Origin of the sequence: Vibrio sp. 10N.222.55.A1, from assembly GCF_041473835.1 — a bacterium.
Lineage (GTDB): Bacteria > Pseudomonadota > Gammaproteobacteria > Enterobacterales > Vibrionaceae > Vibrio > Vibrio crassostreae_C.
In genome coordinates this window covers 22,702-28,701 of sequence record NZ_JBFRSX010000013.1, presented here as the reverse complement: position 1 = coordinate 28,701, position 6,000 = coordinate 22,702, and the positions used below count along the sequence as shown (strand labels likewise).

The window sequence follows — 6,000 nt, the reverse complement described above, 5'->3', positions numbered from 1 at the left end:
AAGCCGCGATGAACCTTAAATTTGAGGGTGTAGAAAATGAAAAGATACCCACCTAAGTCTATCGTTGCATTCTTGTTTTTGACTATATCAGCGCTGGTTTTAGTTGCGGCTGTCGTGCTTCAAATTCGCGGTGAACAAGCGTGCGATAAAACAACGCTGATAATTAGATTAAGAGCCATGCTATTGAAACATCGCTCTTTTTTAGATTTGGATACGCGCTTTCTTGTTTAATCGCGAGTTTGTTCGGCATTCAAATGCCGAATCAACTTGGCTGGAGTGCCGCCGTACAGGCAATCTGGTGGTACATCACTGTTAACCACTGAGTTCGCTGCGATAACAGAGCGAGCGCCAATCGTAACGCCTTGGTTGATGACTGAGTTTCCACCAATCCACACATCGTCTTCGACTGTGATAGGTAGGCAGAAAGTTTCCCACTTACGGCGGCTGAGATAATCCAGTGAGTGGGAGGCTGTGTAAAACTGGGCACTTGGCCCTATCAATACATTGTTACCAATCTTGATATTCGCGCCATCAAGCATCACCACGTTCATGTTGATAAAGGTGTCGTCACCGATCTCGATGGTTTTGCCAAACTCGCAATGAAAAGGAGGACGGACAACGCTGCTTCCTACTTTACCAAACAGATTAGCCTGAAGACTTGGTAGTTGAGTATCGTCTGAACATTGATTCAAGTCTGATAGCGCCTTGCTGGCGTGAGTGCGCATGTGGTCTACCTCATGGTCTGCGCCATCAAAAATCTCGCCGGACAGCATTTTCTCGAGTTCTGTTTTCATTGTTTGCATCCCATTCGTCAACATCGATATTAGAATACGGATAATTGGACATAAAAAAAGAGAAAAGCCTAAGCCTTTCTCTTCCTGTTTTTCTACTTAGCAATCAAGATTGATCAAATTAGATTTGCTCAACGAAACCCATTAGGTGCTGTTTCACTTCGTCTGAAGCAAAAGCGCTCTCTACAGAGTACTTGTAGATCTCTGCGTAGTCTTCTTGTGTTAGACCGAACGTTTCACATACACGCTTCACTTCGTTAGTCATGGTTGTGTTCGACACAGTGCGGTTGTCTGTGTTGATCGTTACAACGATGCCGTCTTTCTTGAATTCAGCAATTGGGTGGTCGCTGAATTTGTGAATACATTTAGTTTGCACGTTACTTGTTGGGCAAGTTTCAAGCGCAACCTGCTTCTCTTTAACGATGTTGTACGCGTCTTCGTTACCTTGGATGTGAACACCGTGGCCGATACGTTCAGCATCTAGCAGAGTAACTGCATCGTAAACGTTCTGACCATGCCATTGCTCACCTGCGTGAACCGTCACACGGTAGCCTTGTTCAATAGCGTATTGCGTGTACTCAGGGAATTCAGCGCAGAAGCCCGGCTTTTCACCGCCTGCAATATCAAACGCAACCACGCCTTTACCAAGGTATGGTTTACCAGCGTCGATTACATCTTTGATTGAGTCTTTCGGGAACATACGAAGTACAGACATGATGTAGTTGCCCTTAATGTCGTATTTCTCTTCTGCACGCTTCATGCCTTTAACCGCACTTGCGATGATTGCATCAAGAGACAAGCCCTTGTTTACGTGAAGAATCGGTGCAAAACGAACTTCTAGGTATTTAACGTTCTCTAGTGCTGCGTCTTCGTAAAGCTCAAAAGAGATACGCTCAATCGCTTCTTCCGTTTGCATCACTTGCAGTGGCAGGCTAAAGCAAGCTAGGTACTCATCAAGGTTTTTGCAATCTTCAGGCACTGTTAGAGACTTTACTACCGCTTCACGGTCTTCTGGAAGTTCGATTCCGTCCTGTTTCGCCAGATCAATAATGGTGTCTGGACGAACGCTTCCGTCTAGGTGGCAGTGCAGATCAATCTTAGGGAGTGCTAGAACGTTCATGAGTATTCCTTAGGTCTATTATTTTTTGAGTTATTAACTCATAGGTTACATGGGCTTAAATTAACAAGTTTGTGATATGATTTAAAGTGACATAAAGTCATCATTAATCTGAATCTAAGGAATATCATGGTAGATGTTAAAAGCTTACTCAAATGTGATATGAATTTACTGCTGTGTTTACACGTGTTGCTTGAAGAGCGCAGCGTGAGCAAAACGGCAGAGCGATTGTTCCTTAGTCAGTCTGCGGTGAGTAAACAACTCACTAAGCTGCGTTCTTTGTTTGACGACCCTTTGTTTGAACGTGAGTCAAAAGGCCTGTTTCCAACACCGAAAGCCACCTCTTTAGCGCCTAAAATTCATCAAATCCTTCTGCAAGTTGAACAGCTAACCGTGCCGGACATTTTTGAGCCGAAAGACAGCGAACGTACTTTTAATATCGATCTTGTTGAAACCGCTTATACCGCGATTTACCCTAAATTTATGCCTAACGCGCTAGCAGATGCGCCGAACATTACGGTAAACAGCACTACTTGGAGCAGCGAAACCTTTAAGCGCTTACTAAAGCGTGAGGTCGATTTCGGGATTGGAATTTTTGAGCTCGATGAAAGGGCTAGCACCCACATTCAAAATATCCCTGCCGAGCTAAACCACGTCGAGTTGCTGCAAGATTACTCTGTGTGTTTGATGCGAAATGATCACCCAGTACTTCAAGAAGAGTGGAATCTGCAAGCCTTCCTTAAATACCGTCATATTCAGTTGGTGACCGGTGGCGTTGGCGACTGGTTGCTACTGGAAATCTTGCAAGCCAAACAGCTTCAAATTAACAAAGCCGCCAACGTGTCGGACATCACCAGCGCAGTAAAGCTGTGCAAACAAAGCGATTTGCTGATGTGTTATCCGTACAACTCGGTTCGTGACTATATTGAGAGTGGCGAACTGGTGATGAAGCCGATTCCTATTGAGTTGGTTCCCGGTGGTTTGTTTTTGCTTTGGCACCGTTACTTTGATTCTGAACCAAGCCACAAATGGCTTCGCGACCTCATAGTCAATAAGACCCAAGAACCTCAGCTGTAAACCGCGAGCTACGATGATCAAAACGGCGAAATAAGTTTTTTTAAATTTATTTCGTCTTTTTAGAATGAGCATTGTCTTATTACGGGTGCCAAATGCCCGCCAAGAATGAGATATCTAAATGAATCCAATGCCATCGATTCGTTGGTGTTGATTGATTAGTGCTTAATCCTGATGACAGACAGACAGACAGACAGACAGACAGACAGAAGTAAGGCCAACGTGTATACGCTGGCCTTTTTTATGGTTCTTCGCAGATTAGCGCCAAGTTGGATAAGCGACTCGGCTTGTTGTTACGTTATGCTGGAACCTTAAAACAAGAATCTTGATTGCTGTATTTTGGTACGAAGCACAATTTGTCTGCCGACATTTTTAAGCCGTTTTGCATCTGGATATGTGTTACCGCCCAAATCACGCAGCCATGAGGCAAATTGAATAGCGAGCGAGTTTGAGTGAACAACACGCCGTCATCATAGGCTGGTGTAATGTTCGTCGCTTTGCCTTGCCACGCCTTATGAGTGGTTTGCACATCAATATTTGGAACAATCAATGAGAGCATTTCTGGCTCAACGTCTTTTACGACTTTCAAGCAGATACGACACCCATCGTAGTATTGTTCTATCCAGATTTTATGTGGAATAGCGTGATCATCCCAACCCAGTTGTAAGATATGTTCCATGACTTTGTCCTTGGTATCTAAGAAGGAAAGGCAGTGCTCAACACTGCCTGAATTAGCTCAAATATTATTCGTAACTTAAACCATGTCCGAACGGGTAAAGGGTGTCGGCTTGATCATACCCAGGGTAGTCTGAGTCTTGGTTTTGAATGGCTTGGGCACTGTTCGCTAAAGCAAATGGCAGTTTTCCTTGAGGAGCAAAGTTGCCTGAAAGTACTTCCATTAGGTTGCTGTCCGAGACACCAAATGTGGCGATCACGGCACCGGCTTGCTTAAGATTACTTTGATCGTCTAGCACGAAGGGTTGTCTAAAGTTGATGGACAATACCGTTTTGTCAGCGCCCACTTCGTTCATAACGGCTTTAATGTCGCTTAGGCTTGGTTCAATATGCCAAGATGCAGCTGTAGCCATTTCACTGAACGCAAGAATATCGAGTTCATCTGGGTTCGCGCCACCAAAGATAAGATCAGGATCTGAGCCTTCGTTAGATACGCGAACACGAATAACCGCATAGTCCGTATCGGCTGGTACTGGTGGACGCGTTTCTCCCGCTTCGTAATCTCCGGAAGTCACGGTAAAGTTGTACTTGTCGTCTCCTGCAATGTTTTCGTCCATTCCCATGACATACAGAGCAACAGGATTTTGTACGGTTGATTCAGCTAGAGGTAAAGTCTTATTGGTATTTTGAAGTAAGACGACAGACTTTTTCTGTGCGTAATCAGCGCGTTCTTGGTACTTCTCATTGCCTAAAATCTCTTGGGCTTTTTTCTCGTCAACGTAAGTGTTTTCGAAAAGGCCAAGCTTGAATTGTTCTTCAAGTAAGCGTGTGACTGATAGGTCGACACGTTCTTCGGTGATCAGATCCTTTTCGACCAGTTTCACGATGACTTCTTTATCATGAAAACCTGAAAGAACATCGACTCCAGCTTCGACCGACATTGCAACTTGCTCATCAATCGTTTTGTGTTCCACACCCCATGCTCGATCGCCAATAATGCCGGTATCTGAGTTCACGTTACCTGTGTAGCCCAATTCGTCTCTGAGAAGGTCGGTAACAATGCCTTTTGAGAAGGACATACCAACATCGTTTGGCATCCACTTTTGATCTACAGGGATGCCGTAGTAAGGCATGATTGAAGAAGCGCCAGCCTCAATCGCAGCAATAAACGGTTTTAGGTGGTAATCAAAATTGTTCTTTGGATAGACTTGGTTTTTACCGAAGTCATAATGTGGGTCACCACCGTTTTCTTGTGGACCGCCACCAGGGAAGTGTTTGATGGTTAGCGCGATACTGTCTTCGTTGACCTCACCGCCATCCTGCAACCCTTTGATAAGTGAGCGCATAATGTCAGACGCTAAATCTGCATCTTCGGTAAAGGTTTCGTGTACTCGGTACCAACGAGGTTCTGTCGCCAAATCCATCATGTATCCGTACATACTGCGTAGGCCAATTGAAGACCATTCTTCATTCATGATACCTGCAAATTCAGTGATTAAATCCATGTCGCGAGTGGCTGCTAAACCTGCCTCTTTAGGCCAAGCAGAAAAGGCACCTGAAGAAACGTTGATCCCTGCTTTAGCTGATGGATCTATGTGGTTACGAGCATTGGATTTGAATAGAGCGGGGATACCCATTCGCGTCTGTTCACGCAGTTCTTGAACACTATTCATGAACTGGGCAGCTTCTGTTGGGGTTATCTGACAACCTGAACGGCCTGAATCGCAATCAGGCGCATTGGTAGGTGTTTCAACTACGCTGTTACGGAAGATAAAGCGCGTCATTTGGGCATCGCCAATCATGTCTTGTCCTTTACTACTAACGAGCCCACCTTTGGACGAGTTTAAGGTGTCAATGAGCATCATGCCGGCTTTCTCATCTAGCGTCATGCGGCTAACCAAGTCTGCTGCTCGCTCTTCTGGAGATAATCGCCAGTCTTCAAAAGGCTCCAGTGTTCCATTACCGTTAGAATCTCGGAATTGGTAGCCCTCAACGTTCAATACATCATGAACACGAGAGTGAACTTGGGGTTGCTGGAAGTTATTGTCGCTATCAGATGAGTTACATCCTGCAAGAAGCAACGCGATTGCTATAGGTGTCAGGGTAAGACGCTTCATGGTCACGATCCTATTGTTAGTATAATAATAAGTACATGACCAATTTTAATAATTAATGGACTATTGGTTAACCAAAATAGGTCAAACTAAAGGTTTGGATCACCATATAAATTTAATTGGTGATTTAATTCAATTTAGTATTGGAAATATATTGACGAAGTTTAAATAACGTAAACTTAACTAGATTTAATTTTTTGATATCCAATTAATCCCCCATTTAATTAGT

General features: G+C 44.2%; 6 protein-coding genes. 2 read left to right on the top strand and 4 right to left on the bottom strand.

Annotation, left to right across the window (positions count from 1 at the left end):
• Positions 1 to 36 precede the first annotated feature (36 nt).
• Positions 37 to 231 carry a hypothetical protein gene (locus tag AB4493_RS04000; RefSeq protein ID WP_017072485.1) on the top strand — a complete coding sequence of 65 codons (195 nt, stop codon included), beginning with the start codon at positions 37 to 39 and terminating at the stop codon, positions 229 to 231.
• Here the strand turns inward: AB4493_RS04000 and AB4493_RS03995 are convergent.
• Both AB4493_RS03995 and add read right to left on the bottom strand, forming a co-directional pair.
• A complete protein-coding gene (locus AB4493_RS03995) occupies positions 228 to 794 on the bottom strand; it encodes a sugar O-acetyltransferase (RefSeq protein WP_102321248.1) in 567 nt (188 codons plus the stop codon). The genes AB4493_RS04000 and AB4493_RS03995 overlap by 4 nt on opposite strands.
• Positions 795 to 912: 118 nt before the next feature.
• Entirely contained in the window at positions 913 to 1,911 is a 999-nt protein-coding gene (add, locus tag AB4493_RS03990; RefSeq protein WP_372154553.1) for an adenosine deaminase, read from the bottom strand.
• 126 nt (positions 1,912 to 2,037) lie between these two features.
• Here add and AB4493_RS03985 point away from each other — a divergent pair, with 126 nt between their 5' ends.
• Positions 2,038 to 2,985 (top strand): LysR family transcriptional regulator, encoded by a 948-nt coding sequence (locus AB4493_RS03985; RefSeq protein WP_017061092.1) that lies wholly within the window; start codon positions 2,038 to 2,040, stop codon positions 2,983 to 2,985.
• Between the two features lie 295 nt (positions 2,986 to 3,280).
• On the opposite strand, the gene AB4493_RS03980 is transcribed toward AB4493_RS03985, so the two are convergent.
• Positions 3,281 to 3,661, bottom strand: coding sequence for a hypothetical protein (locus AB4493_RS03980; protein WP_017057786.1), 381 nt, complete (start codon positions 3,659 to 3,661; stop codon positions 3,281 to 3,283).
• Between the two features lie 64 nt (positions 3,662 to 3,725).
• Complete coding sequence (locus AB4493_RS03975; protein WP_372154552.1) at positions 3,726 to 5,774, bottom strand: glycoside hydrolase family 3 N-terminal domain-containing protein; 2,049 nt, start codon at positions 5,772 to 5,774, stop codon at positions 3,726 to 3,728.
• Positions 5,775 to 6,000: the final 226 nt, after the last annotated feature.